21 protein-coding genes are annotated in these 26,627 nt (G+C 65.8%); 7 read left to right on the forward strand and 14 right to left on the reverse strand.

The genetic code is table 11. The features are described 5' to 3' along the window. Position 1: 1 nt before the first annotated feature. Positions 2-1,318: a proline--tRNA ligase gene (gene proS, locus DEF76_RS08660; protein WP_114911993.1), complete on the reverse strand. Its 1,317-nt coding sequence runs from the start codon at positions 1,316-1,318 to the stop codon at positions 2-4. A gap of 113 nt (positions 1,319-1,431) precedes the next feature. Between proS and DEF76_RS08665 the strand changes: the two genes are divergently transcribed. Then, positions 1,432-3,360, forward strand: a complete 1,929-nt coding sequence (locus tag DEF76_RS08665; protein ID WP_114911994.1) for a tetratricopeptide repeat protein — start codon at positions 1,432-1,434, stop codon at positions 3,358-3,360. Positions 3,361-3,456: 96 nt separating this feature from the next. On the opposite strand, the gene recJ is transcribed toward DEF76_RS08665, so the two are convergent. From recJ to DEF76_RS20185, 6 genes are read right to left on the reverse strand one after another with little or no spacing between them, the layout of a single operon-like run. Then, positions 3,457-5,229, reverse strand: coding sequence for a single-stranded-DNA-specific exonuclease RecJ (gene recJ / locus DEF76_RS08670; protein WP_114911995.1), 1,773 nt, complete (start codon positions 5,227-5,229; stop codon positions 3,457-3,459). Then, positions 5,226-6,206 carry a class II fructose-bisphosphatase gene (glpX, locus tag DEF76_RS08675; RefSeq protein WP_114911996.1) on the reverse strand — a complete coding sequence of 327 codons (981 nt, stop codon included), beginning with the start codon at positions 6,204-6,206 and terminating at the stop codon, positions 5,226-5,228. Before glpX ends, recJ begins: the two co-directional genes overlap by 4 nt. Continuing rightward, positions 6,181-6,366, reverse strand: a complete 186-nt coding sequence (locus tag DEF76_RS08680) for a hypothetical protein (RefSeq protein WP_114911997.1) — start codon at positions 6,364-6,366, stop codon at positions 6,181-6,183. Before DEF76_RS08680 ends, glpX begins: the two co-directional genes overlap by 26 nt. A gap of 11 nt (positions 6,367-6,377) precedes the next feature. Continuing rightward, on the reverse strand, positions 6,378-7,670 hold the full coding sequence (locus tag DEF76_RS08685; protein ID WP_114911998.1) for a homoserine dehydrogenase: 1,293 nt from the start codon (positions 7,668-7,670) through the stop codon (positions 6,378-6,380). Then, a complete protein-coding gene (locus tag DEF76_RS08690) occupies positions 7,667-8,884 on the reverse strand; it encodes an LL-diaminopimelate aminotransferase (RefSeq protein WP_114911999.1) in 1,218 nt (405 codons plus the stop codon). Before DEF76_RS08690 ends, DEF76_RS08685 begins: the two co-directional genes overlap by 4 nt. Positions 8,885-8,916: 32 nt before the next feature. Beyond that, positions 8,917-9,876 carry an OmpA family protein gene (locus DEF76_RS20185; RefSeq protein ID WP_162800567.1) on the reverse strand — a complete coding sequence of 320 codons (960 nt, stop codon included), beginning with the start codon at positions 9,874-9,876 and terminating at the stop codon, positions 8,917-8,919. 199 nt (positions 9,877-10,075) lie between these two features. On the opposite strand from DEF76_RS20185, the gene DEF76_RS08700 reads away from it, so the two are divergent. After that, entirely contained in the window at positions 10,076-11,875 is a 1,800-nt protein-coding gene (locus DEF76_RS08700) for a PHA/PHB synthase family protein (protein WP_114912001.1), read from the forward strand. Positions 11,876-11,939: 64 nt separating this feature from the next. On the opposite strand, the gene DEF76_RS08705 is transcribed toward DEF76_RS08700, so the two are convergent. From DEF76_RS08705 to mobA, 4 genes are all read right to left on the reverse strand, one after another. After that, positions 11,940-14,426 (reverse strand): hybrid sensor histidine kinase/response regulator, encoded by a 2,487-nt coding sequence (locus DEF76_RS08705; protein WP_162800568.1) that lies wholly within the window; start codon positions 14,424-14,426, stop codon positions 11,940-11,942. Positions 14,427-14,555: 129 nt separating this feature from the next. After that, positions 14,556-16,703, reverse strand: a complete 2,148-nt coding sequence (locus tag DEF76_RS08710; RefSeq protein WP_114913764.1) for a putative bifunctional diguanylate cyclase/phosphodiesterase — start codon at positions 16,701-16,703, stop codon at positions 14,556-14,558. Between the two features lie 262 nt (positions 16,704-16,965). Beyond that, complete coding sequence (locus DEF76_RS08715; protein WP_114912003.1) at positions 16,966-17,445, reverse strand: acyl-CoA thioesterase; 480 nt, start codon at positions 17,443-17,445, stop codon at positions 16,966-16,968. A 49-nt stretch (positions 17,446-17,494) separates the two neighbouring features. Next, positions 17,495-18,184, reverse strand: coding sequence for a molybdenum cofactor guanylyltransferase MobA (gene mobA, locus DEF76_RS08720; RefSeq protein ID WP_240319174.1), 690 nt, complete (start codon positions 18,182-18,184; stop codon positions 17,495-17,497). A gap of 32 nt (positions 18,185-18,216) precedes the next feature. Here mobA and DEF76_RS08725 point away from each other — a divergent pair, with 32 nt between their 5' ends. Together DEF76_RS08725 and DEF76_RS08730 are read left to right on the forward strand one after the other, a co-directional pair. Further along, positions 18,217-19,218, forward strand: a complete 1,002-nt coding sequence (locus tag DEF76_RS08725) for a TRAP transporter substrate-binding protein (RefSeq protein WP_114912005.1) — start codon at positions 18,217-18,219, stop codon at positions 19,216-19,218. Next, positions 19,215-19,958 carry an SDR family NAD(P)-dependent oxidoreductase gene (locus DEF76_RS08730; RefSeq protein WP_114912006.1) on the forward strand — a complete coding sequence of 248 codons (744 nt, stop codon included), beginning with the start codon at positions 19,215-19,217 and terminating at the stop codon, positions 19,956-19,958. The genes DEF76_RS08725 and DEF76_RS08730 overlap by 4 nt, the downstream gene beginning before the upstream one ends. A gap of 41 nt (positions 19,959-19,999) precedes the next feature. Here DEF76_RS08730 and DEF76_RS08735 read toward each other — a convergent pair whose 3' ends face one another. Both DEF76_RS08735 and DEF76_RS08740 read right to left on the reverse strand, forming a co-directional pair. Continuing rightward, on the reverse strand, positions 20,000-20,743 hold the full coding sequence (locus DEF76_RS08735; RefSeq protein WP_240319177.1) for a spermidine synthase: 744 nt from the start codon (positions 20,741-20,743) through the stop codon (positions 20,000-20,002). 21 nt (positions 20,744-20,764) lie between these two features. Next, a complete protein-coding gene (locus tag DEF76_RS08740) occupies positions 20,765-21,139 on the reverse strand; it encodes a winged helix-turn-helix domain-containing protein (RefSeq protein WP_114912007.1) in 375 nt (124 codons plus the stop codon). Positions 21,140-21,245: 106 nt separating this feature from the next. Here DEF76_RS08740 and gabD point away from each other — a divergent pair, with 106 nt between their 5' ends. The 3 genes from gabD to dapB all read left to right on the forward strand — a co-directional run bounded on the left by gabD (position 21,246) and on the right by dapB (position 25,052). Further along, a complete protein-coding gene (gene gabD, locus DEF76_RS08745; RefSeq protein WP_114912008.1) occupies positions 21,246-22,724 on the forward strand; it encodes an NADP-dependent succinate-semialdehyde dehydrogenase in 1,479 nt (492 codons plus the stop codon). A 185-nt stretch (positions 22,725-22,909) separates the two neighbouring features. Continuing rightward, complete coding sequence (gene gorA, locus DEF76_RS08750; protein WP_114912009.1) at positions 22,910-24,274, forward strand: glutathione-disulfide reductase; 1,365 nt, start codon at positions 22,910-22,912, stop codon at positions 24,272-24,274. Position 24,275: 1 nt separating this feature from the next. Next, on the forward strand, positions 24,276-25,052 hold the full coding sequence (gene dapB, locus DEF76_RS08755) for a 4-hydroxy-tetrahydrodipicolinate reductase (RefSeq protein WP_114912010.1): 777 nt from the start codon (positions 24,276-24,278) through the stop codon (positions 25,050-25,052). Here dapB and DEF76_RS08760 read toward each other — a convergent pair. Next, entirely contained in the window at positions 25,046-26,623 is a 1,578-nt protein-coding gene (locus tag DEF76_RS08760; protein WP_114912011.1) for a glycosyltransferase family 2 protein, read from the reverse strand. The genes dapB and DEF76_RS08760 overlap by 7 nt on opposite strands. Between the last annotated feature and the right edge of the window lie 4 nt (positions 26,624-26,627).

Genomic DNA, 26,627 nt, shown 5'->3' on the forward strand with positions numbered 1-26,627 from the left:
GCTAGACGCCAAGAAGTTTCGCGAGCGCCGCCTCCGGCGAAACCTCCTCGCGCGCGCCATCCACGCGACGTTTGAGTTCGACCTTGCCGGCAGCGGCACCGCGCGGGCCGACGATGATCTGCCAGGGATGGCCGAGGAGATCGGCATCGGCGAATTTCACGCCGGCGCGTTCCTCGCGGTCGTCATATAGCGCCGCCGCACCGAAGCGCGCATAGACCCGCTCGCAGAGACCATCGCAGGCGGCATCACCGGGTTTGAGATTGAGGATAGCGGCGCGGAACGGCGCGATGGCCTCGGGCCAAATGATGCCAGCCTCGTCATGCGAGGCCTCGATCACCGCGCCGACGAGGCGGCTCACACCGATGCCGTAGCTGCCCATTTCGGGATGGAATGGCTGCCCGTCCGGGCCGGTTGCGGTAAAATTCATCGGCTGGCTGTATTTGGTGCCGAAATAGAAAATATGCCCGACCTCGATGCCGCGCCCTTCGCGCCGACGCGATGGGTCGAGTTTCTCGAAGAGCGCGGGATCATGTTTTTCATCCGTCGCGGCGTAGGGTGTCGTCATCATCGTGTAGAAGCGCGCGAGATCCGCCTCCGCGTGGATATCGAATTCGCGGCTGGTGTAATCGATAGACTCGAAGGCGGCATCATAGAACACTTGGCTTTCGCCGGTTGCGGCGAGGATGATGAATTCGTGGCTGAGATCGCCGCCGATCGGCCCGGTATCGGCGGCCATCGGAATGGCGCGCAAGCCGAGCCGCTGGAATGTGCGCATATAGGCGAGCATCATCTTGCGATAGCTGATGACGGCGCCTTTGTGGTCGAGATCGAAACTATAAGCGTCCTTCATCAGGAATTCGCGCCCGCGCATGACGCCAAAGCGCGGCCGCACCTCGTCGCGGAATTTCCATTGGATATGATAGACGATTTGCGGCAAAGCGCGATAGGAATGCACCGATTGGCGGAAGATATCGGTGATCATCTCCTCATTGGTCGGGCCATAGAGCAATTCGCGCTCATGGCGGTCCTGGATGCGCAGCATCTCCTTGCCGTAGCCGTCATAGCGGCCGCTTTCGCGCCAGAGATCGGCGGACTGGATGGTCGGCATGAGCAATTCCTGAGCGCCGGCGGCATCCTGCTCCTCACGCACGATGCGGGCGATGTTGGTCAGCACACGATAGCCGGCGGGGAGCCAGGCATAGATGCCGGACGCGGTCTGGCGCACGAGACCGGCGCGCAGCATCAGCCGGTGCGAGACGATCTGTGCCTCGGCTGGGGTTTCCTTGAGGGTGGGGATGAGCGAGCGAGAGAGGCGCATCGGCGATCGGGTCCATCTTGACGTGTTGCGGCGCGGAGACTAGCCGCCCCGGCGCCGTCCCGCCAGGGCGCCGATTAAATCTCTGTTCATCATCGCCCAGTATCGTTGGGCGCATGACGATAGACGCGCACCCCCTCAGCGCCGATGACGCGCTATCAGCAGGCATCGCCGCCTACCAGGCCGGCGATCGCACGGCCGCGGTGCGGCATTTCACCGCCGCCGCCGCCCTGATGCCCCAAGCGCCCGAGCCGCGGCTGCTGCTCGGGCATATTCATCGCGAAATCGGCGATCTTGCCCGCGCTGTCGAATGGCTGCGCGCCGGCCTTGCCCGCCGCGCCGATTATGACGGCGAGGTTGGCCTCGGTGCCACGCTGATGGCGCTCGGCCGGCCGGCCGAGGCCGAACGCGCCTTCCGCGCCGCCCTTGCCCTCCGCCCGGACGACGCCGATGCGAGTTTTGGCCTCGGCAATGCGCTCTATGAGAGCCGCCGGTTTGCAGAGGCCACCGAGGTCTATCAGCGCCTGCTCACGCACCGGCCCGATTTCGCCGATGCCTGGTCCAATTGCGGCAATGCCCTGCAAGCACAAGGCCGGTTCGAAGCCTCCATCCGGTATTATCATGAGGCGATCGCGCGGGTGCCCGACCATCTCCAAGCGTATTCCAATCTTTGTGGTGCGCTGTTCCATGCCGGGCGCTCTGAGGAGGCCGTCGCGGCGGGCGCAGCCGCCATCGCCAAGGCGCCGAGCTGGCCGATCGCCTATTCCAACCTCGCCGCCCCGCTTCGGGCCCTCGGGCGGTTCGACGATGCCATCAATGTCTGTTTCAAGGCGCTCCAGCTCAAGCCCGACTATGCCGAGGCCTATGTCAATCTCGGTGCAGCGCTGTTTGAGACTGGGCAGTTCGACAACGCGATCGCCGCCTCCAGCATCGCGCTCCAATGCCACCCCGATGATGTTCCGGCGCTCTGCAACCGCGGCGTTTCCCTCTACGGTCTCGGCCGGATCGAGGAAGCGATCAGCGATCTCCGCCGCGCAAGCGAGCTCGAGCCCGCCAACCCCGAGCCGGCCTTCAATCTCGCCCTCGCGCTCCTGATGACGGGGACGGAAATGCGGGAGGGGTTTGCGCTCTATGAACGCCGGCTCGAACGCGCCGAAGCCCCCAAACGCGTCTTGCCCAAGCCACGCTGGCGGGGGGAGGACATTGCCGGCCGCACCATCCTTCTCCATGCCGAGCAGGGCCTTGGCGATACGCTGCAATTCGTCCGCTACGCGGCGCTGGTCGCAGCGCGTGGGGCGAAGGTGATCCTCGAGGTGCAGCCGCCCTTGAAGCGGCTTTGCGCCAGCCTGCCCGGGATACTGCCAGGCGATATCGAGGTGATTGCCGGCGGCGAGGCCTTGCCCGCCTTCGATGTTCACTGCCCGCTGCTCAGCCTGCCTTTCGTATTCGGGACCGATCTTGCAACGATCCCCGCCACCATCCCCTATTTCGCCCCCGATTCCGCCTTGATTAGCCATTGGGCGACCCGCCTGCCGGCCGGCCCCGCGCCGCGGGTGGGTCTTGTCTGGGCGGGAGACTCGCGGCCCGATCAGCCGAAATGCTTTCAGATCGATCGCCGCCGCTCGCTCCCGCTCGCCGCCCTCGCGCCGCTCGGTGCGGTGCCGGGCGTTACCTTCGTCAGCCTCCAAAAAGGGCCGCCGGCGGGGCAACTCGCGGACCCGCCCTTTGCGATCGTCAACCCGATGCCGGAAGTCGTCGATTTCGCCGATACCGCGGCGCTCATCGCCGGGCTCGATCTGGTGATCTCGGTCGATACCTCGGTCGCCCATCTCGCCGGCGCGCTCGGCAAGCCGGTCTGGCTGCTGTCGCGCTTCGATGGCTGCTGGCGCTGGCTGCGCGAGCGAAGGGACAGCCCCTGGTATCCGACGCTCCGTCTCTACCGCCAGCCGCATCAGGGCGACTGGGCGCCGGTCATCTCCGCCCTCACCGCCGATCTCGCGACCTTCGCCGGCCAGGCGCCAGACGTCACCGCCCGCGCCGCCTGAGCCCGCGGCCCAATCGCGATAATTCAGGCTTTGAAATTGGCTTCCACGATAACAATAGCTCTTTTGACCTGCCCGGCCGCCTTGACCGCGGGGTGATCAGGCGGGGGCGGCGTCAAGGATGGTGAATTGCGCGCTTTCCTGGCCCTGCCAGCGATTGATGCGCAAATGCCCGGCGATGTGGAGCGCCGGCGGGCGGGCGAGCAGGGCGGCCGCGAGTGGTGAGTCGCCGGCCCGGAACAGGATCGCTTTCAGCCGTTCCCCGCCCATGCCGGCGAGCGTGCAGCGCAGCGTATTTCCCTCCCGCCCGATCCGTTCGGCATAGACGACGCGGGCGGCCGGGATAACCAACACTGGCTCTTGATTCATCGCCCCGAACGGCGCGAGGCGGGCGAGATCGGCGGCGAGCGCGAGATTGGCGCCGGCGACGCTGATCGCGCCCTCGATCACCAGATCGGCGGCGTTCGGCAGCGCCGCGGCGGCGCTCAAGCGCTCATTGAGAAAGGCCTGAAAATCCGCCCAGCGGCGCGCCTCCAGGGCGAAGCCCGCGGCCATCGCGTGGCCGCCGCCGGTCTGCAAAATCCCCGCCCCCCGCGCCGCGATCACCGCGGCGCCGAGATCGAGCCCCGGAACCGAGCGCCCCGAGCCCTTCACCATGCCATCCGCGATCGCCCCGACCAGGGCCGGGCGGTTGAAACGCTCCTTTATTCTCCCCGCAACGATGCCGACCACGCCGGGATGCCAGCCCTCGCCGCTCACGGCGAGAACCGCGTGTCCGGCGGCGCGCTGCTCGGCGGCCAGCGCCAGCGCCCCTGCCAGCGCCGATTGTTCCACCACCTGGCGCTCGCGATTGACCTGATCAAGCAGCACCGCAACCCCTTGTGCTGCCCTCGGATCATCGCTCAGCAGGAGCTGAAGGCCGAGATCGGCACGGCTGATCCGGCCGCCGGCATTGATGCGCGGGCCGAGCACGAAGCCGCAGGTAAACGCGTTCGGCGCCTCATGGCTTTCCGCGACATCGAGGAGGGCGGCGAGCCCGATTCGCTCGCGCCGCGCCATGATCCGCAACCCCTGGGTCACGAAGGCGCGATTGAGGCCGGTAAGCGGCATCACGTCGCACACCGTCGCCAGGGCGACGAGATCAAGGGCACGCAGCAGGTCGGGCTCGGCGCGAGTGGCGAAATATCCCGCCGCGCGGAGGTGCCGCACCAGCGCGACGGCGCAGAGAAAGGCGATCCCGGTGGCGCAAAGCCCGGTGAGGCCGGAGGTGTCGTCAGGCCGGTTGGGGTTGACGGTCGCGAAAATGGGTGGCGGCGGGCCCTCGGCCTTGTGATGGTCGAGCACGATGATATCGGCCCGTCCGGCGATCTCGGCGAACACCGCTTCGGCGGCGGTGCCGCAATCGACGCAGAGGATGAGGCCTGCGCCCTGCGCGATCAGGCTGGCGAGCGCCGGCGCGTTTGGCCCGTACCCCTCCCGCAAGCGGTCCGGGATGTACGTCAGCACCTTGCAACCGAGTTCGCCGAGCAACCCCGCGATCAGCGCCGCGGCGCAGGCGCCATCGACATCATAATCGCCGAATACGGCAACGGTCTCGGCGCCGATAACGGCGCGGGCGAGGCGTTCGCTAGCGGGCGCCATGTCACACAGGATGAAGGGATCGGGAAGCTGGGCGCGGAGCGTCGGGTTCAGAAAATCGCCAGCCGCCTCGGGCGCGATGCCGCGCGCGGCGAGCAGGCGGGCGATGATTTCGGGGACGCCGGGATGCCGCGCGTAACCGGAACCCGGCGCCTCCTCCCGCCAACGCCAGCGCCGGCCCGCGAGACTGGCGTCAACACCGGCAAAGTCCGCGCCTTTCTCAAAACAAGTCAATTCCCCGCCCAGGTCTTGGTGGAGAAATTGTGATGCGCCTCGACATAGCGGACCGTGCCCGATTTGCTGCGCATCACCACCGAATGGGTCACCGCGTGCGTGCCGGAACGCCGTACCCCGCGCAGCATCGGCCCGCTGGTGACGCCGGTCGCGGCGAACAGGACGTCACCGCGCGCCATCTCAACGGCGCTGAATTTGTGATTGGGATCGGTAACACCCATGGCGAGGGTGCGCGCCTTCTGCGCCTCGGTCTCATAGAGCAGGCGCCCTTGCATCTGCCCACCGACGCAGCGCAGCGCCGCCGCCGCGATCACGCCCTCCGGCGCGCCGCCGGTGCCCATATAGATATCGACCCCGCTTTCCGGCTGCGTGGTCGCGATCACACCGGCGACGTCGCCATCCCCGATCAGCGTGATGCGCGCTCCGGCCTCGCGGCAGCGGGCGATCAGCTCGGCGTGGCGATCGCGCTCGAGGATGCAGACGACGAGATCGGCGATCGCGCATTGCTTGGCGCGGGCGAGGTTGCGAAGATTTTCCGCGACCGGCGCATCGAGATCGACGACCCCTTCGGGCAGGCCGCCGCCGACCGCGATCTTTTCCATGTAAATGTCCGGGGCGTGGAGAAAATTCCCGGCCTCGGCCAACGCGACGACGGCGATCGCGTTGGCGGCGCCCTTGGCGACGATGTTGGTGCCTTCCAGGGGATCGACGGCGATATCCATCGCCGGCCCGCCAGCGCCGACTTTTTCGCCGATGAAGAGCATCGGCGCCTCGTCCATCTCGCCCTCGCCGATCACCACCGTGCCATCGATCGGAACGGTATCGAAGGCTCGGCGCATGGCCTCGACGGCGGCGCCGTCGGCCTCGTTTTTCTTCCCCCGCCCCATCCAGGCCGAGCAGGCGATGGCCGCCGCCTCGGTGACACGAATCAGGTCGAGAGCGAGATTGCGATCAGTATGAAGGGCTTGGCGGGTCATGCTGGGTCCATTTTGCTCGCGTATATTTGGATGAGGATTCTTCTTTTTCTGAAGAAAAAGAAGCAAAAAGACTTTCTTCCCGGTTCCTCGGAGCGGGGCTGCCGCAGGCACGCCCCAACGGATAAAAATTTTTTGGTTCTTTTTTTTCAAAAAAGAACATCTTCACTTTGCTCAGGCCGGCTCGATGCGGATCAGCGCCGGCCGCTCCACCGCGACGTCGAGGGCGGCGATGCGGGTAATGGCCTGGCGCATCGCGATTTCGCTGGTCTCGTGCGTGACCAGCACCACCGGCACCGCCTCGCCCGGCGCGCGGCCGCGCTGGAGCATCGATTCGAGCGAGACTCCGAGATCGCGCAAGATTGCGGTGACATCGGCGATCACCCCCGGCCGATCGACGACCATCAGCCGGAGATAATAGGCCCCCTGATGCGCCTCGATCCCGACCGAGGGCAATGCTGCGAGCGCGCCGTTGGCCGCGCCCCAAACCGGGGTCACCCGGCCGCGCGCGATGTCGATGAGATCGGCGACGACGGCCGAGGCGGTCGGGCCGGCGCCGGCGCCGCGGCCCTCGAGCATCACCCGGCCGACGAAATCACCCTCGGCGACGACGGCGTTGAACACGCCATCGACGCGGGCGATCGGGGCGGCGGCCGGCACCATCGCCGGGTGGACCCGCGCCTCGATCCCGGCAGCCGTGCGGCGGGCGATGCCGAGCAGCTTGATGCGGTAGCCGAGTTCGCCGGCAAGCGCGATATCGAGCGCCGAAATCGCGCGGATGCCTTCGACATGGACGGCGGCGAAATCGACCGGGCGGCCGAAGGCGAGGGCGGTGAGGATGGCGAGCTTGTGGGCGGCGTCGATGCCGTCGATGTCGAAAGCGGGATCGGCTTCGGCGTAACCGAGCTTCTGCGCCTCGGCGAGGACTTCGGCGAATTCGCGGCCGCGCTCACGCATCACCGTCAGGATGAAATTGCAGGTGCCGTTCAGGATGCCGCTGATCCGCGACAAACGATTGGCGGCGAGCCCTTCGCGCAGCACCTTGATCACCGGAATCCCGCCCGCGACCGCCGCCTCGAACGCGAGCGCGGCGCCGGACGCTTCGGCGCGGGCGGCCAGCGCCGCGCCGTGGACCGCGATCAGCGCCTTGTTTGCGGTCACCACCGGCTTGCCGGCGGCGAGCGCCCGCTCGACGAGGGCGCGCGCCGGCCCCTCGGCGCCGCCGATCACCTCGACGATGACATCGGCCTCGGGATCGTCGGCGAGCGCCTCGGGCTCGTCATACCAGCGCAGCCCGGCCAGCGTCAGGCCGCGGTCGCGCCCGCGATCACGCGCGGAGACCGCGGTGACGGCGATCGGGCGCCCGGCGCGGCCGGCGATGAGATCGGCATTCTCGCGCAAGAGATGCAACACGCCGACACCGACGGTGCCGAGCCCGGCAAGGGCGACCGAAAGCGGCCGGCTCATGCGTCGGCCGCGCTGAGCGAGGGGACGGCCTCGTTCGAGCCGGCCTGAAGAAACGCGCGGACATTGCGCACCGCTTGGCGGAGGCGATGCGTGTTCTCGACCAGCGCGATGCGGACATGGGTGTCACCATACTCGCCAAAGCCGATCCCCGGCGCGACCGCGACCTTGGCGCGGGCGAGCAAAAGCTTGCTGAAGCCGACCGAGCCGAGATGGGCATAGCGCGGCGGGATCGGCGCCCAGGCGAACATCGAGGCCTCGGGGCTCGGCACCTCCCAGCCGGCAGCGTTGAGGCCCCGCACGATCACGTCGCGCCGCTCTTTGTAGAGGCGACGAAGATCGGCGACGCAGTCCTGCGGCCCGTTCAACGCCGCCGTCGCCGCGACCTGGATCGGGGTGAAAGCACCATAATCGAGATAGGATTTCATGCGTGCGAGCGCGCTGATCAGCCGCGCATTGCCGGCCGCGAACCCCATGCGCCAGCCCGGCATGGAATAGGTTTTCGAGAGGCTGGTGAACTCGACCGCGATGTCCTTCGCCCCCGGCACTTCGAGGATCGAGGGCGGAATCCGATCGCCGAAATAGATCTCTGCGTAAGCGAGATCGGACAGCACGAAAATCTCGTGGCGGCGGGCGAAAGCGACGATTTCGCGATAGAAATCGAGATCGGCGACCATCGCCGTCGGGTTGGAGGGGTAGTTGACGATCAGCGCCGTTGGCTTCGGCACCGAGTGGCGGACGGCGCGGTCGAGCGCCCGCAGCATCTCCTCATCGGGGGTTGCGGGGACGGAGCGCACCGAGGCGCCGGCGATGATGAAGCCGAACTGGTGGATCGGGTAAGAGGGGTTGGGGACAAGAATGGTATCGCCGGGGCTGGTGATCGCCGCGGCGAGGTTGGCGAGGCCCTCTTTTGAGCCCAGCGTCGCGATGATCTCGGTCTCGGGGTCGAGGCCGACGCCGAAGCGACGATAATAGTAGCCGGCGAGCGCGCGGCGAAGGCCGGGGATGCCCTTACTCGTCGAATAGCGATGGGTGCGCGGATCCTGCACCGCTTCGACGAGCTTGGCGACGATATGCGGCGGCGTCGGCCCATCCGGGTTACCCATGCCGAGATCGATGATGTCCTCGCCGGCGGCGCGGGCGCGGGCCTTGGCCTGGTTGACCTCGGCGAACACATAAGGCGGCAGGCGGCGGATACGGTGGAATTCCTCGGGCATGGGAATGGGTCCGGTCAGGGTTGCGGGGAAGGCTACTCGACGAGGCGCGCGAGCGCGCCATGGCCATTGGCTTCGGCATCCATTGAAATCGCGTCCATCGGCACGCCGGCGGCGGTGAGGGTGGCGATCACCGCCCGCGCCCGGGCGAGCGCGAGCGTTACCGCGGCGGTCTGGGTCTCAGGCGTCGCATTGCTCGCGTCGCCATAGCCGACGACCGCGATCGAGCGATTCCCGCGCCGCGCGGCCAGCGCCTTGATCGAGTCGAGTTCCGCCGGCGGGATGACTGCCGAGCCGATCGGAAAGCCGATGGTCAGCGGCTTGGCCTCGGCGGCGGAGAGTGGCGGCGTGCCGGCCGGCGGGGCCGGCGGCTTGGTCGGCGGCGGGGCTGGCTTGGTCGGCGGAATATCGGCGCCGGGCACTTGCGGCGGCGGCGGTGGGGTCTCGGGCATGCTCGGCGGCGGGGTGTCTGCCGCCGCGACTTGCGTTGCGGCAGCGGGCGTTGCGGCAGCGGGCGTCGTGGCCGCGGCGCCGCTCGCGGCTGGCGGTGCGGCAAGCGGCGCCTGATTGACCGCGTTGCGCGGCGCCGGGGTCGGATGCACCGGGGCATTGGGTGGCGGTGCGTTGGCGGCGGCAAGCGCGGCCGTGGCCGCCGGCGGCGCGGCGGCGGCGGTATTGGTCGCGCCCGGCGGCGGCGCGCTGCCGCCAAAGAGCGCGGGCGAGGCTTGCGGCGAGGACGGGTCGGCGATCGGCACCTGGGTCGCCTCGTATTGCGCATTGGCGCGGTCGGAGGCGAGGCCGGCAACCACCGTCTGATGCGCCTTGGCATCCGCCGGCGCCGGCTTGCCGGGAACCGTCGCGAGATTGGGATAGGGGGCATCGGCCTGGGGCGGCGGCGGGCGCTCGGTCGCGAGGTTACGATCGGTGAGACTGTCCCACCAATTGGCCGGGTTGACCGCGGCTGGCAGCGAGGAGCAGCCGGCGAGCGCCATCATGGCCGCGGCCGAGCCGAGCCGAGCCAATACCCGCGCGCAGCCAGAGCCGCGTCGCCACGGCCCAAGCCTCTGTCGCCCCAGTCTCTGTCGCCCCTGTCTCCGTCGCCAAAGACGCCCTGTTCGCATTGCCGCCATTCCGGTGGTAAACTCGCTGCGCTCTCATAGCGCGCCACCCCCTGGCCGGAAAGGATGTCAAAGCATGGCCGATCAGGAAAACCATAACGACAACGCGCCACACCTGCCAGATCCGGCGGCGCTGACCCGCAGCATGGCCGATATCGCCGAGCGATCGCAGCGTATCGTCTCCGAATGGCTGAAGCGTCAGAGCGAGGAAGCGCCACGGCCCGATCCGCTGAACATCGCCAGCGCCTTTTTCGAGATGACGACGCGGCTGATGACCAACCCGGCGCGGCTGATGAAGGCGCAGCTTGGTTTCTGGCAGGATTATATGACGCTCTGGCAGCACACCTCGCGCCGCTTGCTCGGCATGCCTTCTCCCCCGGTCATCGAGCCGCCGGCGAACGATCGCCGCTTCAAATACCCGGCGTGGCAGGAAAACGAGATTTTCGATTTCATCAAACAAAGCTATTTGCTGTCGGCGCGCTATGTGCAGGACGTGGTGCGCCATGTCGATGGGCTAAAGCCTGAGACCGCCCGCAAGGTCGATTTCTATGCCCGCCAGTTCATCGACGCGATGAGCCCGAGCAATTTCCTGCTCACCAACCCCGAAGTCCTGCGCAAAACCGCCGAGACCGGCGGCGAAAATCTGCTCCGCGGGCTCAACAACATGCTCGCCGATCTCGAACGCGGCCGCGGCCAGTTGCATGTCAAAATGACCGATATGGCGGCGTTTCGCGTCGGCGAGAATATTGCCGTCTCGCCGGGCAAGGTGATCTATGAGAACCAACTCATGCAGCTCATCCAATACGCGCCCGCGACGACGCGGGTCTTGAAGCGGCCGCTGCTGATCATCCCGCCCTGGATCAACAAATTCTATATTCTCGATCTCCGTCCCTCGAACAGTTTCGTGCGCTGGGCGGTGAACCAGGGGCATACGGTGTTCATGATCAGTTGGGTCAATCCCGATGAACGCCTCGCCGAAAAACGTTTCGATGATTACATGCTGGAGGGCGTTCTTGCCGCGCTCGATGCGATCAAGGCCGCGACCGGTGAGCGGCTGGTGAATGCCATTGGCTATTGTCTCGGCGGCACGCTGCTCGGTTGCACGCTCGCCTATATGGCGGCCAAAGGGGATGATCGTATCAAATCAGCAACATTTTTCGTCTCCATGCTCGATTTCCGCGAATCGGGTGAGATCAATGTTTTCATCGATGAGGAGCAGATCCAGGCGCTCGAGGAGAAAATGCACAAGCGCGGCTATCTCGAAGGCAGCGAGATGGCGACCACCTTCAACATGCTGCGTGCCAATGATCTGATCTGGTCGTTCGTCGTCAATAATTATCTCCTCGGCAACGAGCCTTTCCCGTTCGATCTGCTCTACTGGAATGCCGATTCGACCCGGATGCCGGCGGCGATGCACAGTTTCTATCTGCGCAACATGTATCGCGAGAACCGTCTCACCCAGCCCGGCGGCATCGTTCTCGACGGGGTGCCGATCGATCTCTCGCGCGTCAAAGTGCCCGCCTATTTTCTTTCGACGCGCGACGACCACATCGCGCCCTGGCGCACGACCTATTTCGGCGCGCGGCTGCTCTCTGGGCCAAAGCGCTTCGTGCTCGCCGCTTCCGGCCACATCGCCGGCGTCGTGAATGCCCCCGAGACCGGCAAATACAGCCACTGGATTAACGATGATTTGCCCGACGATCCCGCCGACTGGCTTGCCGGGGCGACCGAAATGGCGGGCTCCTGGTGGCCGGACTGGCAGCGCTGGATCACCGCGCATAGCAAGGCGGAAGTCCCGGCGCGTATCCCCGGCGAGGGCAAGCTCGCCCCGATCGAGGACGCGCCCGGCCGCTATGTCCAGGTAAAAGCCAACTGAAAAACGCGCGGCGAAAGCGAAAACCGCCCCCGCGAGCCCTCGCGCGCCCTATCCTTCGCGCGCCCTATCCTTCCCGCGCATTGACCGCGAGATGGGCGCGATGCGCCAGAAGCTGGGCACGAACCCGCTCGATCTCGGCGTTGAGGCGCGGGATCAGAGCCTCGGTTTCGCGGTTGAGTTCCTGGCTGCGGATCAGCCGCCAGGAGAGGCAGAGTTCGAACAGGCTTTTCGCGCCGATATTGGCCGCGGCACTGCGCAGCGCATGCGCATGCGCGCGAAAAGCGTTCGAATCACCCGCCGCCGCCGCCGCCGCCATCTCGGCGACGAGGTCGGAGGAATCGGCGAGAAACGAATCGATCAAGTCAATAACGAAATCATTGCCGCCCAAGGCATGGAGATCGGCGAGCACGGCGGCATCGATCGCGCCAGCGCTGGCGGGACGAAACCGGGGATGGCTGGTGATTTCCGTCACCGCCGGGCTCGCGGCCGCGACCAAAGGCGCGTCCGGCACGTGCGCGGCGAGGGCACGCAGCAGGCGATCCGGCTCGATCGGCTTGGTGAGGCAATCATCCATGCCGGCCTCGCGACATTGCTGCGCCGCCGCCTCGGTTGCGTCGGCGGTCAGCGCGACGATCGGCACCCGCTCGCCACCAAGCTCGCTGAAGCGATGCAGTTTCGCGGCCTCCAGCCCGCTCATCACCGGCATATTGACGTCCATGAGGACGAGATCGAACCTTTCGGCCTCGAGGGCATCGAGCGCCTGCTCACCGTTTTCCGCGATCTGCACCGTATGGCCGGCGCGTTCGAGGATTTTGGTCACGACTTTCTGGTTGGTGCGGTTGTCCTCGGCGAGCAGGATGCGGAGCGCGCGCCCGGAAGGCTCGATCACGGGCGGCGATGATGCGGCCTGATCGATGGGTGCGGCGAGGGCGAGGGCAGTGCGAAGGGCGGCCGGCTCGGGCGCGAGACGGGTGCTGGCAAACGCACGAAGTCCGACCGCCCCGAGACCGGGCGCAAGAGTAGCGGCATCCGCCACCAGCGCGATCGGCGGCAGAGTTCCGGCGCCAGCAAGGGCGCCGCGTTCGGCTTCGGGATGGCGTTCGTCGAGGAGCAGAAGCGGCGGGGTGTCGGCGGCCGCGGCCAAGGCGGCTTTCGCGGCGGCCAGCGACGCGAAGACCTGCGGCGCGACACCCTCTCCTTGCGGCACGAGACGCAAAGCGAGAGCGGGATCGGTGGTGATCAGCGCAAGCGGCGGAATCGGCGCGGGCTCCGCCATGTCGTCCGCCGCCGCTTGCGCGAATTGGAGCGGAATCTCGCACCAGAATGTGCTGCCGCGCCCGAGCGTGCTTTCGACGCCAATCTCGCCCTCCATCAAATGCGCGAGCTTCTGGCAAATCGCAAGACCGAGGCCGGTGCCGCCGAAATGGTTGAGAACGCTGGCGTCGGCCTGGGTGAAGCGTTCGAAAATCCGCTCCCGCGCTTCCGGTGCGATGCCGATGCCGGTGTCACTCACCTCACAGCGCAGGATGACGCGCCCGGCTTCGTCCGCCGCGACGTCGGCGGCGATCACCACTTCGCCTTGGGCGGTGAATTTCACCGCGTTCGCCGCGAGATTGAGAAGGATTTCCTGGAGATGGCCGCGCTCACCATGCAAGAGGCGCGGCGGGGTGCGCGCGGTGATGTGCAGGCCAAGACGTAACCCCTTGGTGGCGGCCGCGGCTGCGACCATGTCGCGCACCTCCGCGAGCAGGGCACGCAGACAGAAATCCTCGGCCTGGCGCGGCATCCTGCCGGCTTCCAGGCGCGAGAAATCGAGAATGTTCGAAATCATCGCGAGCAGCGTGCGCCCCGCCGCGGTCATCGTGCGCACCATGCCGGCCTGCTCGCCATCGAGCCCGGTTTCACCGAGCAACTGGCCGAAGCCGATGATCGCATTGAGCGGGGTGCGCAATTCGTGGCTGACGCTGGCGAGAAATTGCGTCTTGGCGCGACTCGCCTCCTCGGCCGCCTCCTTGGCCTGGGAAAGCTTGCGGATCAGGGTCGTTGCATAAAGCGGCAGGATGACGAGGCCGATGCCGAGGCCGAGGCTGAGGGCCGGCTGGTTGCGCCAATAGGGCGTGGTCACGGCCGCAGCGGCGAACCCGGCCACCGCGAGCGCCATCGCCGTCATCAGAAAACGGACGCCGAAGCGAAAGCCGTTGCCGAGAACGATCCACAGAAACATTGGATAAAGCACGGCGGTAAGCCCGCCGCCGACGTGAAGAGCGCATGAGAGCAGGCCAAGATCGCTGACCAAGCCCAAAAGGATGCGAAAGCTGGATTGTGCGGGGCGCCAGAGCTGATGACAAAGAAAGCCAATCGTGGCAAGCGTCAGCAACGCCAGCACCAACACCGGCCCCGCTGCGTGCAGCGCCGGAATCACCGCGACATAAATGATCATCGCGACGATGAACACCAAGCGATTGAGCGAAATATCCATTTCGCCGCTGCGCGAGGCGCGCCGTAGTTCCGCGGCCCAGCACAGCATCCGGCCCGCAAGTGACTTAAGCATGCCCGCCCCCTTGCGTTGCCGCGCCAGGATGGTCGATGACCCATATATGGCCATCGGCGGCTAATATGTCACGAAACTTCGTCAACGGCGACGCCATTCCGGCAATTCTTTAACTCCCTCACGGTGGTTTCAGGCGAGGTACGGCAGGGTATGCCCTCTCTCGATCAGCGCCGCGAAATCATCGGCGGTGAGCGGTGGCCCAAAAAGATAGCCCTGCACCTCGTCGCACCCTTCGGCCGCAAGCTGGGTGAATTGCTCGCGGGTTTCGACGCCCTCCGCGACGACAGCGATATCAAGGCTGTGGCCGAGATTGATGATGGCGCGAACAATCGCGGTATCGCTTGGGTCGGTCTTGAGATTGCGCACAAAAGATTGATCTATTTTTAGACGATCGACCGGGAAATTCTTGACATAGCTGAGCGAGGAATAGCCGGTGCCGAAATCGTCGATCGCGAAAGTGACCCCAAGCGCCTGCAGCGTGCGCAAGGTGCGCGCCGACGCCTCGGCATTTTCCATCAGGATGGTCTCGGTAAGCTCGAGTTCGAGGAAATTAGCGTCAAAACCAGTATCATGCAGCGTTTCCGAGACGACGTCGAACACGTTCTGGCGACGGAATTGCACCGGCGAGAGATTGATCGCAAGGCGTAGCGGCGGCAGGCCGCGCGCGCGCCAGCTTTGCGCCTGACGGCAGGCTTCGCGCAACACCCAGGTATTGATCGGCACGATCAACCCGGTCTCCTCGGCGACCGGCAGGAACTCGCCCGGCTTGACGAGGCCGACACCCGGGCGCTGCCAGCGGAGCAACGCCTCCATGCCGACGATGCGGCCGGTTTCGACAGCCACCTGCGGCTGGAAATGCAGCACGAAATGGCCCAGCGCGACCGCCTGGCGGAGATCGGCTTCGAGGCGGATCGCCTCGCGCACGTTCTGGTTCATGTCGGCGCAATAAAACCGGAAGCTCGCCCCGCCATCGGCCTTGGCGCGATACATCGCGAGATCGGCGTTGCGCAGAAGCTCATCGAGAGCGCCGCCGTCAGCGGGGTAGAGGGTTATTCCGACACTCGCCGAAAGCGTCAGGGTCTGGCCGTCGATGCCGAAGGGCTGCGAGAGCGACTCGATGACCTGACGGGCGAGGATAGCGGCGTCCTCGGGCTCGCGAACCTTGGTTTGCAGGATCGCGAATTCATCGCCGCCGAGCCGCGCGACGGTATCGGATTCGCACGCGACATGGCGCAGACGTCCCGCAACCGCGTGCAGCAATTGATCGCCGAGCTGATGGCCGAGCGCGTCATTAACATCCTTGAAGCGATCGAGATCGATGAAATGCAGGGCAAACATCCGCCCGCCACGGCGGTTGCGGGCCAGCTCCCGCTGCAATTGTTGTTGCAATAACAATCTGTTGGGAAGTCTTGTGAGCTGATCGTGATGGGCGATGTGACGAAGCCGGCTTTCCGCGTGCTTGCGCTCGGTGATGTCGATCGCCGAGGTCAGCACACTCACCACCCTGGCGGCGGTGTCGCGAAGCGGTGATTTGGTGGTGAGGAACACCCGCGGCATCCCCGTCCGGTCGATGATCTCCTCCTCATAGGCGGGCAACGCCTCGCCGGTTTCGAACACCAGCCGATCCAGCGCCCGGCTGCGCGCCGCATAGGCCGGCCCGAAGGTCGCGACCGCATCCATGCCGATGCAGCGCTCAGGATCGACGCCGGAGAAATTCGCTTGATAGGCGTTGACGAAAATATAGGTCCCGGTCTCGTCCGTTGCGCTGATCATCGCCGGAACGGTGTCGATCACCTGCGCCAGCCGCTCGCGGCTGTCGCGCAAAAGCGCCTGGCGGGACTGCTCGCTCGCCGCGAGTTCGTGTTCGAGCGAGAGGGCACGGCTCTTGATCAAGCGCTGCTGCTTGCTGAGCTTGAGGAGATTGCGCGCGCGGGTGATGAATTCCTGATGATCGACCGGACTTTGCAGGAAATCGGTGGCGCCGGCTTCCAGCGCGCGCAGGCGAAAACCGCGATCCTCATAGACGGTGATGACGATCACCGGGACATCGGCGCCGTTGGGTAAGGCGCGGAAGCGGCGCGTGAATTCCGCCCCGTCCATGTAAGGCATCTTGAAGTCGGTGATCACCAGATCGGGGTCTGACGCGGCGAGATTTTCGAGCGCCGCGCGTGGATCGCCGAAGGCGCGTATTTCGGCGCCTTCCTCGAGCGTCGCCGCAAGCCGAGAGAAGATATTGCGGTTGGTTACCCGGTCATCAAGAATGGCAATCAGGGTCATCGCGCGTTTTGCGTTTCCAAGCTCAGCCATGACTCGGGCGCTGGCAGCCGATCATTCAACCATTTACGGATACAGGATAAAGCATTGATAACCCGTTACCAGAAATCGTGGCGGCACAAATAACCGCCACGCCCCCCACTGGCGTCCCCTTGCTGCTGGCGTGCGCCGCGGCGATCCCATCCCTTTCAAAGCGTATCAATAGTCGAGAGTATCGCCGTCTCGGCTAGGTTTGTCACGTGATTTTGTTATGTTTGGTTTCAACTTATTGGATTTTTTCCGCCCCTCCGACCGCCGCCGCTTCCGCCAGAGGCGGGTAAGCGAGCGCCGCGAGGCGCGCGCGCAAGCGTGGCGGCAAAGGGGTTGCGCGGCGGGTCTCGAGATCCATCAAAACGAGAATACTCTCAGCGGTTGCGACGCAGACATCACCGCGAAACAGCCCCTGGCCAAGGGTGAAGGAGGAGCGCCCGAGGCCGAGCACCACCGTGCCGATGGCGATGCGTTCGCGCCAGAGGATCTCGGCGCGAAAATCGAGCGTCAGACGGGCGATGACGAACTCCGTCCCGGGCGGTGCGAAGGGAGTGTCCTGACTATGGAACAGCTCGACCCGGCCGGTTTCACAAAAAGTTGCAAAAACCGCATTATTGACATGGCCCTGGCGGTCAGTGTCGCCATAACGCGCGCGCTCCTCGCTCCAGACGGTGAAGCGCTGGCGATCGGTCAGCGGCAAGATGGTTTCGGTCATCTCTGTCCTTTCAGTTTTGTGGCCATTCTCGTCTTGTCGGGTGCAGCTCTCATCTTGCCAAGAGGCTGCTGTCGGGCCGATCGGGAGCGGCTTCGGCGGCGGCCAGGTCATCGCGCGTGTTGAGGTTGCGGAAGGGATCGGGGTGGCGTTCGCCATAATCGGCGATTGCCGCGCCATGGGCAGAGAAAAACGCGCCGACACGCCGCTCGCCGCGCTCAAGCCGCGCCGCGAGGTCGGAGGCAGGGGCCGCAGCGACAGCGATCAGCGCAACCGTCGGGTGTAGCCGCCCGGCGGAGGCGGCGATCGCCAGCGGCCGCCCCGCCGCGCGCCGCGCCTGATCGAGGCGGGCGCGGAGATCGTCGGGGAGGAATGGGGTGTCGACCGGCGCGACCAGGATATCGGCGATCTCCGGCCGGTGCGTCCGCGTCCAGAGCAGCGCCGCCAGGATTCCGGCGAGCGGCCCCGGGCGATTAGCGACGGGATCAGCGAGCACCGGAAGGCCGAAGGCGGCAAAGCGCCCCGGATCGCCATTGGCGCTCACCACCATCGCGGCAACCTGAGGGGCCAGCCGCGCCATGACATGAGCGAGCAGCGGCCGCCCGGCGAGCAGGATCGTGGCCTTGTCGGCGCCGCCCATCCGCCGCGCGGCGCCGCCGGCGAGAATGACGGCGAGTGTCGCGCCCTTCCCATCCCGCCCATCCTTCGCCACAATACTGCCCCGTTTGCCCGCTTCGGCCACCAAAAAACCGCCCTTGCTCTCGGGAGGAACCCATGATGCATCGCCGCGCGCTCCTCGCCGCGTCGTTCAGCCTGCCCTTCTTCGCCATCGAAGGAAAGGCGCGAGCGACGGAATTCAGCTATAAATACGCGAGCAACCTGCCCGCGACCCACCCCCTCAACATCCACGCCACGGCCGCCGCCGAGCGCATCAAGGCGGCAAGTGGCGGCCGGCTCGAGATCGCGGTTTTCCCCAACAACCAGCTCGGCTCCGATACCGACGCGCTCAGCCAGTTACGCAGCGGCGCGCTCGAATTCTTCACCCTCTCGGGGCCCATTCTCGCGACCCTGGTGCCGGCCGCGTCTCTGAACGGGATCGGCTTCGCGTTCAAGAATTATGACGAGGTCTGGGCGGCGATGGATGGCCCGGTCGGCGCCTATATCCGCGGCGAAATCGAGAAACGCGGCCTCCATGTCTATGAAAAAATATGGGATAACGGCTATCGCCAGATCACCAGCGCATCGCGGCCAATCCAGACCCCGGCTGATCTGCATGGCTTTAAGATCCGCGTCCCGGTCAGCCCGCTCTGGACCAGCCTGTTTCGGGCATTCGGCGCCGCCCCCGCCTCGATCAATTTCAGCGAGGTCTATTCTGCGCTCCAGACCCATATCGTCGACGGCCAGGAAAACCCGCTCGCCATCATCGAGACCGCGAAGCTTTACGAGGTCCAGAAAATTCTCTGCTTCACCAATCATATGTGGGACGGTTACTGGATGCTCGCCAATCCCGATGCGCTTGCGCGGCTGCCGCCTGATCTGCAGGATCTCGTCGCCCATGAATTCAACCAAGGCGCCATGGCCGAGCGCGCCGATGTCGCCAAGATGAACGCCGAACTCGGCGCGACATTGCACGGGCAAGGGATGGCGGTGTTTGAGACCGATCCGACGGCGTTTCGCGCCGCCCTCCAAAGCGCCGGCTTCTACGCCGAATGGCAAAAACGGCTCGGCCCGCAAGCCTGGGCGGCGCTGACCTCGGTGGTCGGGCCGCTGGCATGAGATTTTCCGACAAAACCGCCCTCGTCACCGGCGGGCTTTCGGGCATCGGCGCCGCCATCGCCGAAGCCCTGGCGCGCGAGGGCGCCAGCGTCATTGCCGCCGATATCATCGCCCCGGCGGAGGCGACGCTGGTGGGTGGCGGCATCCTGCCGTTCCGCACCGATGTCGCCGATCCGGCCTCGGTCGCCGCCCTGATCGCGGCGGCGAAGACGCGCTTTGGGCGGATCGATTGTCTCGTCACCTCGGCCGGGATCGGGCGCGATCTGCCGTTTCTCGAAACCCCGCTCGCCGAGTTCGAGCGCATGATGGCGGTCAATCTGCGCGGCACCTTCCTCGTTGCGCAAGCCACGGCGCGCGAGATGGTGCGGACCGGCGGCGGCGCCATCGTCACCATCGGCTCGGTCTCCGGCCAGCGCGGCAATATCGGCCGCGCCGCCTATGGCGCCTCCAAAGGCGGCGTCGCGACCCTGACCCAGGTGATGGCGGTCGAACTCGCCGGCGTGGGCGTACGCGTCAACTGCTTGGCCCCGGGCCCGGTCGAAACCCCGCTCGTCGCCGAAATGCATGACCCGGCGATCCGCGCCGCCTGGTCACGCGAAACCCCGATGCATCGCTACGCCGCGCCCGCCGAAATCGCCGCCGCCGCGTGTTTCTTGCTCAGCGACGCGGCGAGCTTCATCACCGGCCAAATCCTCGCCGCCGATGGCGGCTTCCTCGCCGGCGGGCTGATCGGTCGCTAGAGAAAGAAAGAAAGAAATGTTTTTTCGTTGCCGGCCAGCCGTCATGCGCCCTCGTTCGAAAGGATCGTGGTGCGGGCAAGATAGACCGTCTGCGTGAAGGACCGGTTTTGCAATGGATTATGGAAGGTCACCGGTTCGGCCCACGCTTTCGCGAAAACGCGCGATAGCCGGTCGGTGAAGGACCGGTCGGGCGTGTCGTTCGACCAGAGACCGAAAACGCCGCCAGGCTTGAGGTGCGCGGCGAGCGCGCGGAGACCCTCGATCCGATAAAAGGCGCTGCTGCGGTCATCGAGGAGAGCAGCGGGTGAGTGGTCGATGTCAACCAGGATGGCGTCAAAGCGGCGTCCGGGCGTATCGGGATCGAACCCGGCCGCCCCTTTGGCGATTGCGAAAAAATCCCCTTGAACCAAGCGGCAACGCGGATCGCCGATCAACTCGGCGCCCAGCGGCAACAACCCCGTGCGGTGCCAGTCGATCACCGCCTGCAGCATATCGACGACGATCAGCGAACCGACACTCGGGTGCTCCAGGACGGCTTTGACGGTGTAGCCGAGGCCGAGACCGCCGACGACAATGTTGAAGCCATCACCGGTGAGTTCAGAAAGGCCCAACCGAGCGAGCGCGATCTCCGAGGCCGTGAACAGGCTCGACATGAGATACTCATCGCCGAGCTTGATTTCGAAGACGTCGATGCCGAGCGACAGCTCGCGTCGTCGCCGAAGGCTCAAGGCACCAATCGGCGTCGGTCGATAGTCCAATTCCTCAAACAACTTGCTCTTGGGCACCGCGCTCCCCTGAGCCGCGTCTCAGGTGCGGGGAGGGTGCAGCATCGCCGCGATGCGTGGCGCGGCGATGGCGTGGGCCTCGCGTTCGATCGCACGATATTCGGCGACCACCGCCGCGCCAGCCGCGGTCAGCGTCGCGCCGCCGCCGCCGGCGCCGCCGGTCGCGGTGCTGACCACGGTGGTACCGAGGGCCTTGTTCAGCGCCTCGACCAAATCCCAGGCGCGGCGATAGGACATGCGCAATTCCCGCCCCGCCGCCGAGATCGAACCGTGGCGCGCGATCGCCTCCAGAAGCGCGACCTTGCCCGGCCCGATCCGCGCGCCTGAGGCGAGATCGAGCCGGATGGTGAGACGGTCGGCAGGGAGCGGTTTTTCTTGGCGGGCGATGCGCGGCATGACGAGAAATCTAATCACATTCGCCCGACGCGCGAAAGAGCGGCGCTGGCACTGAGCGCGTTCCGGGTCTATGTGAAAGTCAATGGTTCTTGCGAGGAGGACAGCGATGCTCACCCCCATCTCCCCCCTGCCGCTCTCGGATGCGAGCCTGTTCCGGCAGCAGAATTACGTCGGTGGCCGGTGGATTGGCGCGGCGTCTGGGCGCACGCTCGCGGTCCGCAACCCGTCGAGCGGTGAGATCATCGGCGAGGTGCCGGCGATGGGCGTGGCCGAGACCAGGGCCGCGATCGAAGCCGCTTATGCCGCCTATCCCGCCTGGCGCGCGCTCACCGCAAAGGAGCGTTCGGCGATTTTGCGCCGGCTCAATGATCTGATGCTCGCCAACGCCGACGATCTCGCGGTGATCATGACCGCCGAGCAAGGGAAGCCCCTAGCCGAAGCGAAGGGCGAAATCGCCTATGCCGCGAGCTTCATCGAATGGTTCGCCGAGGAGGGCAAGCGCGTCTATGGCGATACCATTCCGCAGAACGCCAAGGGTCGGCGGATCATCGTCCAAAAAGAACCGATCGGGGTTTTCGCCGCGATCACGCCGTGGAACTTCCCCGCCGCCATGATCACCCGCAAGGCCGGGCCGGGTTGGGCGGCCGGCTGCACCGGCGTCATCCGGCCTGCGAGCCAGACGCCGTTTTCCGCGCTCGCGATCGCCGTTCTCGCCGAGCGCGCCGGCATGCCTGCCGGCGTCTGCAACGTCATCACCGGCCCTTCCGGCGAGATGGGGGCCGAACTCACCGGCAATCCTCTGGTGCGCAAGCTCTCCTTCACCGGCTCGACCGAGATCGGGGCGAAGCTGCTCGCGCAATGCGCGCCGACGATCAAGAAAACCAGCATGGAACTCGGCGGCAACGCGCCCTTCATCGTTTTTGACGATGCCGATCTCGACGCCGCTGTCGTCGGCGCGATCGCCAGCAAATATCGCAATGCCGGGCAGACCTGCGTCTGCGCCAACCGGCTCCTGGTGCAAGACGGCGTCTATGACGCCTTCGCCGCTAAGCTGAAAGTCGCGGTCGAGGCGTTGCGTGTGGGCGACGGGATGGAGCCGGGGGTGACGCAGGGGCCGCTGATCAATGCCGACGCCGTCGCCAAGGTGGAAGCGCATATCGCCGATGCCCTCAAGCGCGGCGCCCGCATCGTCACCGGCGGCGCGCGCCATCCGCGCGGCGGCAATTTCTTCACCCCCACCATCCTCGCCGACGTGCCAGCCGGGGCCGATATTTTCCGCGAGGAGACCTTCGGTCCGGTCGCGCCGCTATTCCGCTTCAAAACCGAGGAAGAGGCGATCAAGCTCGCCAATGACACCGAATTCGGCCTCGCGGCCTATTTCTACGCCCGCGATGTCGGGCGCATCTTCCGGGTCGCCGAGGGGCTGGAATACGGCATCATCGGCATCAATGAGGGCATCATCTCGACCGAGGTGGCGCCGTTCGGCGGCATGAAATCGTCCGGTCTCGGCCGCGAGGGCTCCAAATACGGCATCGAGGATTACCTCGAAATCAAGTATTTGGCCCTGGGTGGGATTGGGACGTAAGAGTAGTTTGTTCTTTTTTCAAAAAAAGAACCAAAAAACTTTTATCTGTCGGGCAGTGCCGCAGGCACTGCCCGCGCGGAAGGCGTTGCCACTCTGAGAAAACGGGACAAAAGTCTTTTTGCTTCTTTTTCTTCAGAAAAAGAAGGCTCTTATTGTCTGCGTCCTTACTGGCCGAGGAGAGGCTGATGGGCTTCGATTTCGATCTATTCGTGATTGGCGGTGGCTCCGCGGGCGTGCGCTGCGGGCGGATCGCGGCCGCGCATGGCGCGCGGGTCGGGGTTGCCGAGGGGCGGTTCTGGGGCGGCACCTGCGTCAATATCGGTTGTGTGCCGAAGAAAATCCTCGTCCAGGCGGCCGAATATGGTGCCCATGCCGAGGACGCGGTGGGGTTTGGCTGGCGCGGTGCTGCGGCAGGCGTGCATGACTGGGCAGCGCTGATCGCGGCGAAAGACCGCGAAATCGCTCGCCTCAACGGCACTTACCGGCGCCTGCTCGAGGGCGTCGGGGCTACGGTTTTCGAGGCTCAGGCCCGCTTTCTCGACCCACACCGGATCGCGGTCGGCGATACCGAAATCAGCGCCGAGCGGATCGTGATCGCAACCGGCGGCCGGCCGCTTCGCCCCGATATTCCCGGTGCTGAACTCGGCATCGTCTCGGATGACGCGTTTTATCTCGACCGGCGCCCCGAGCGCGTGGTGATCCTCGGCAGCGGCTATATCGCCGTCGAATTCGCGGGGATTTTTCGCGGCCTCGGCGCCGAGGTCGATCTCGTCTTTCGCCAGCCGCTGCCGCTGCGCGGTTTCGATCGCGATTTGCGCGAGGCGATGGCCGAGGCGCTGGTGGCGCAAGGCGTGCGGCTGTTCCCCGAAAGCAACATCGCCGCCGTGGAAGCGATGGGCATGGGGCGGGTCGCGGTGCTCGCCGATGGCCGGCGCATCGCCGCTGACTGCGTGTTTTTCGCCTCCGGCCGCGGCGCCAATACCGAAGGGCTCGGCCTCGATCACGCCGGCGTTGCGACCAGCGCGAGCGGCGCGGTGATGATCGGCGAGCAGTGGCGCACCAATGTCGCGCATATCCATGCGATCGGCGATGTGACCGATCGGCTCAACCTGACGCCGGTCGCGACCGCCGAGGGGCATGCGCTGGCCGATCTTCTGTTCGCGGGGCGGGCGCGGGCGTGGAATTTCGCCGCCGTGCCGACCGCGGTTTTCAGCACGCCGCCGCTCGCGACCGTCGGCCTCTCGGAAGAGGACGCGGCGGCGCGTGGAAAAACCGATATCTACCTCACCCGCTTCACGCCGATGCGCCACACCATCAGCGGGCGGGCGCGCAAGACCTTGATCAAGCTCGTCGTCGAGCAGGCGAGCGGGCGGGTTCTGGGCGCGCATATGTTCGGCGAGGATGCGCCGGAAATCATTCAGGGGATCGCGATCGCCGTCACCGCCGGCGCGACCAAGGCCGAGTTCGACCAGACCATCGGCATCCACCCGACGGCGGCGGAGGAGTTCGTGACGCTCCGCCAGATCACCCGCACGGTCGGCGGGGCGTGAGATGATCCGCATCGGCATCACCGGAATCGCCGGGCGCATGGGGCGATTGCTGGCCGAGGAAGTGGTGGGCGCGGGGGTTCTGGCCGGCGGCACGCTTCGCCCAGGTTCGGCGGCGCGGCCGCCCGATGGGGTGCCTATTCTCGCCGATATCGCCGCTCTCGCCGCCGCGTCCGACGTGGTGATCGATTTCACCCATGCCGCCGCCGTCAGCACGCATGCCGCGGCGCTGGCGGCGGCTAAGACTCCTTGGGTGCTCGGCACCACCGGGTTGTTTGACGCCGATGAGGGGGCGGTCGCGGCGGCGGCGCGAGAGGTTCCGGTCTGTGCTGCGCCAAATTTTTCTCCGGGCGTCACGCTTTTGCTGGCGCTCGCCGAACGCATGGCGGCAGCGCTGCCGGCGGAGAGTTATGACGCCGAGATCGTTGAGATGCATCATCGCCAGAAGGTCGATGCACCGTCTGGCACTGCGCTCGGGCTGGGCCGGGCGGTTGCCGCCGGGCGTGGCGTCGATCTCGCTGCGGTAATGGAAAGCGGTCGCCACGGCCAGACCGGGGCGCGCAAGACCGGCGCCATCGGCTTCGCGGCCTTGCGCGGCGGCCAGGTGGTCGGCGAACACACCTTGATCTTCGCCGGTGCCAACGAGCATATCGCGCTCAGCCACCGCGCCTTCGACCGGCGTATCTTTGCCCAAGGCGCGGTGCGGGCGGCGCTTTGGCTCGTGGGGCGGGCGCCCGGGCTTTACACGATGCGCGACGTACTCGGGCTCGGTGCTCAGTAGATTTCCACCTGATCGAAATGGAGATAGCCGGGTCGCAAGCCGATAATCCGGACATAGCGGGCGGCAGGCGGGAGGTTGGGGGTCCAGATCAGGGGGGTGCCATCGATCCCGCCGAACGGGGTTTCGCTCCGCCGCACATAGACGAGACGCCAGGCCTGCGCGTCATCGGAGACCGCGATCGCCAGCGCTGAGGTGCGCGCCATGATTCCGGGATCGCTGTCGAGCCGGTTATAGATTCTGATTTCGCGGAGGGTTTCGCGCCGCTCGAGATCGACCTGCCACCAGGGCTGGGCGTCGAAATCGGTATGGTTGTTGTAGGTGCCGGAGAATTCGCCACTGACGAGGCGCGCGGCGTCTCTTGCGGGCGTGTCTTCATGCGACCATTGCGAGACCGAGCTTTGCGTCGCCGGCTTGCCGCGCGCGAGATTGCACCCTGGCGGGCGGGGCACCAGGCTTGCGCGCCAGCCGCCGGCGAGCACGCGGCGCCAGTAGTCGCGCAGATAGGTATCTTCAACGCAATTGAAATCGTTGAGAAAATTTTGGAGATAGCCCTCGTCCACCACCCGCTTGAAGGCGAGCTGGCCGTGAAAATCGCCGGCCGTGCCGCGCGCCAGCCGCCGCGCGATGTCGCTTTCCGCGCGGAACGCATAATGATGAATTGCGGCGGTGGCGATGATGCGCGCCTGGCGGTCGTCCGTGTCGAGATAGGCGCGCGCTTTTTCCGGGAAATCGGCGTAATAATCGCCGATCGGATCGCCGAGCACGTTGATGCGCCGCAACTCCGGCCCGCCGAGATGCCCCCAATCATGCCAGAACCCGGTTTCAGCCTTGGCGAGGATCTCGTCGATCGCGAGGGCGGATCGCCGGGTCAGGGTTTTGGTGAAGTGATTTACCCATTGGTCGCGCCGCGTGTATTGCAAAAGAACGCTGCCCTCCGGCCGCCTGGCAAAGCCGTTAGGCCCGAAGAAAATCCAGTTAAAATAGAGAGCATCACAAATTCCTTCGTAATTTTGCATAAAAGAAGGGATATTGTCGTGAGTTTTGAGGGCAAGAAACTCATCGATATCGAGAAACAGGAACCATTCGGCATCGTGTGAAAAATTCTTCAAAAAATGTTTGTACATTTGGGTCTGAAATCCCCGGAACGGATAATGTGTGAATGTAATGAAGGGGCTCTCTTCGCCGAGAAGGGGCAATAGGCGCTCATAAAGCTCGGTCGGGTCGTCGTCGTTGCAATAGAGATAGATATGCGCGAAGCCGATCGCCCGGTGATAGGCGATCCATTCGAGGATGCTGCTCGTTTCCCAGCGGGCACAGGCGGCGAGGGCGAAGCGGTGTTTCGGCGTGAGAGGCATCGCGCTAGAGGTGGTTGCGGCGGCTTGGGTCACGAAGGCCTCTCGGTGGCGGAGATTGGTCTCGTTGCATCCATCGCGGCCTCGGCGAACACGTGGCGCGCTTACGACAGGATAGGCCGGCTTGGCCGGGACCATCAAGGAAGCGAGGCCGCGCGCCCCTTGCATCCGGTGCGGCTTGGCTCTACGAAATAGCCCAGCCTCGTCTTCTCCCTTCATGACA

This window comes from Acidibrevibacterium fodinaquatile (assembly GCF_003352165.1).
Taxonomy (GTDB): Bacteria; Pseudomonadota; Alphaproteobacteria; order Acetobacterales; family Acetobacteraceae; genus Acidibrevibacterium; species Acidibrevibacterium fodinaquatile.

Excerpts from the sequence above, each read along its gene's own strand:
- proS (WP_114911993.1), bottom strand. The coding sequence starts at position 1,318 with ATGCGCCTCTCTCGCTCGCTCATCCCCACCCTCAAGGAAACCCCAGCC.
- DEF76_RS08665 (WP_114911994.1), top strand. The coding sequence starts at position 1,432 with ATGACGATAGACGCGCACCCCCTCAGCGCCGATGACGCGCTATCAGCA.
- glpX (WP_114911996.1), bottom strand. The coding sequence starts at position 6,206 with ATGACCCGCCAAGCCCTTCATACTGATCGCAATCTCGCTCTCGACCTG.
- DEF76_RS08680 (WP_114911997.1), bottom strand. The coding sequence starts at position 6,366 with ATGTTCTTTTTTGAAAAAAAAGAACCAAAAAATTTTTATCCGTTGGGG.
- DEF76_RS08685 (WP_114911998.1), bottom strand. The coding sequence starts at position 7,670 with ATGAGCCGGCCGCTTTCGGTCGCCCTTGCCGGGCTCGGCACCGTCGGT.
- DEF76_RS08690 (WP_114911999.1), bottom strand. The coding sequence starts at position 8,884 with ATGCCCGAGGAATTCCACCGTATCCGCCGCCTGCCGCCTTATGTGTTC.
- DEF76_RS20185 (WP_162800567.1), bottom strand. The coding sequence starts at position 9,876 with ATGATGGCGCTCGCCGGCTGCTCCTCGCTGCCAGCCGCGGTCAACCCG.
- DEF76_RS08700 (WP_114912001.1), top strand. The coding sequence starts at position 10,076 with ATGGCCGATCAGGAAAACCATAACGACAACGCGCCACACCTGCCAGAT.
- DEF76_RS08705 (WP_162800568.1), bottom strand. The coding sequence starts at position 14,426 with ATGCTTAAGTCACTTGCGGGCCGGATGCTGTGCTGGGCCGCGGAACTA.
- DEF76_RS08710 (WP_114913764.1), bottom strand. The coding sequence starts at position 16,703 with ATGACCCTGATTGCCATTCTTGATGACCGGGTAACCAACCGCAATATC.
- DEF76_RS08715 (WP_114912003.1), bottom strand. The coding sequence starts at position 17,445 with ATGACCGAAACCATCTTGCCGCTGACCGATCGCCAGCGCTTCACCGTC.
- DEF76_RS08725 (WP_114912005.1), top strand. The coding sequence starts at position 18,217 with ATGATGCATCGCCGCGCGCTCCTCGCCGCGTCGTTCAGCCTGCCCTTC.
- DEF76_RS08730 (WP_114912006.1), top strand. The coding sequence starts at position 19,215 with ATGAGATTTTCCGACAAAACCGCCCTCGTCACCGGCGGGCTTTCGGGC.
- DEF76_RS08740 (WP_114912007.1), bottom strand. The coding sequence starts at position 21,139 with ATGCCGCGCATCGCCCGCCAAGAAAAACCGCTCCCTGCCGACCGTCTC.
- gabD (WP_114912008.1), top strand. The coding sequence starts at position 21,246 with ATGCTCACCCCCATCTCCCCCCTGCCGCTCTCGGATGCGAGCCTGTTC.
- gorA (WP_114912009.1), top strand. The coding sequence starts at position 22,910 with ATGGGCTTCGATTTCGATCTATTCGTGATTGGCGGTGGCTCCGCGGGC.
- dapB (WP_114912010.1), top strand. The coding sequence starts at position 24,276 with ATGATCCGCATCGGCATCACCGGAATCGCCGGGCGCATGGGGCGATTG.
- DEF76_RS08760 (WP_114912011.1), bottom strand. The coding sequence starts at position 26,623 with ATGAAGGGAGAAGACGAGGCTGGGCTATTTCGTAGAGCCAAGCCGCAC.